Source organism: Pseudomonas yangonensis, assembly GCF_009932725.1.
Taxonomy (GTDB): Bacteria; Pseudomonadota; Gammaproteobacteria; order Pseudomonadales; family Pseudomonadaceae; genus Aquipseudomonas; species Aquipseudomonas yangonensis.
On record NZ_BLJU01000090.1, the window covers coordinates 1 to 993 of the forward strand.

Below are 993 nucleotides of genomic sequence, written 5' to 3' on the forward strand. Positions count from 1 at the left end.
TAACTTTGTTTTAGCCACCAATGATGCCCTCACTTTCCATGATTTTGGTGGGAATGGATTTTCTTAGCGGCAACTTACTTTCGTTGTCTATATCCATGTTAAAGGCGAAAAAGTAAACCTCTGTCTCCTTCTCAACCCACCCAACCCACCATGCGACACCAGGATTTGACTCAGTTCCCACACCAGAAAAACCAGTTTTTGAATGCACTAGATATTCAGGTGCCGCCTCCGTTACCAAAGCCTCTTTTACTATTAGCTGGTTTTCTTTAGATGCTGACAATTTATTTAAATATAGAGACTCTAGAAACTCCACTTGATTAACTGCGGAAATTCTAAGCTGGCCTTCCAACCAGAATTTGTCAATGCCACCACTGATATTCTGGTTGCCATAGGAAAATTTTTTAAGGTATTTCTGCATTCTTACTTCGCCAACTTCTCTGGCGATTTGTTGAAATACGGGAACAGCTGAAACTTGTATTGCCCCTCTTAAGGTCAAGTCTCTTTCCCATTGCTTCATGGCTCTTGGCTTTCCGTCCCATTTGAAAACCTGATGCTCATTCTTTATGACACCAGTTTCTAGGCCGATAATTGCGTTGGGGATCTTAAATGTTGATGCTGGAAGATATTCCTTTGATGCACGAGCTAAGTCATTGGTAGCGCAGGATTTACTGCTACTTTTACAAAGCACGAAGACACCATTGACGGCTTCGGCAGAGAACTCTTTGTTCCAAGACGTATTTTCTGTAATTGAACCAGCTAATGCCGTACTCGAAAGACACGCGATAATTACATATGCGGCAAATGTTTTCATGGCACCTTCTTGGTGGCTAACGTTAATTCGACCTCAGAGGCGTTTAAGTCAAAATACCTCTGACGTCTAACATGATTAATCAAAGTCTGATTTTTTAACAAAATCAGAAAGATAGACGCGAAACTTTAAAACAAAGGCGTCAACACTTCAAGTAGCGATCTTTCGCTTCGGCGAGGCCTAAC

Annotated in this window: 1 protein-coding gene; it reads right to left on the minus strand. The window is 41.6% G+C overall.

Annotation, left to right across the window (positions count from 1 at the left end; translation table 11 throughout):
• Nucleotides 1–10: 10 nt before the first annotated feature.
• Nucleotides 11–811 carry an oxacillin-hydrolyzing class D beta-lactamase OXA-10 gene (locus tag GYB81_RS23620; protein WP_000846390.1) on the minus strand — a complete coding sequence of 267 codons (801 nt, stop codon included), beginning with the start codon at nucleotides 809–811 and terminating at the stop codon, nucleotides 11–13.
• Between the last annotated feature and the right edge of the window lie 182 nt (nucleotides 812–993).

What these genes read in the sequence shown, in the direction of transcription:
- GYB81_RS23620 (WP_000846390.1), bottom strand. Translation starts at nt 811, where the DNA reads ATGAAAACATTTGCCGCATATGTAATTATCGCGTGTCTTTCGAGTACG.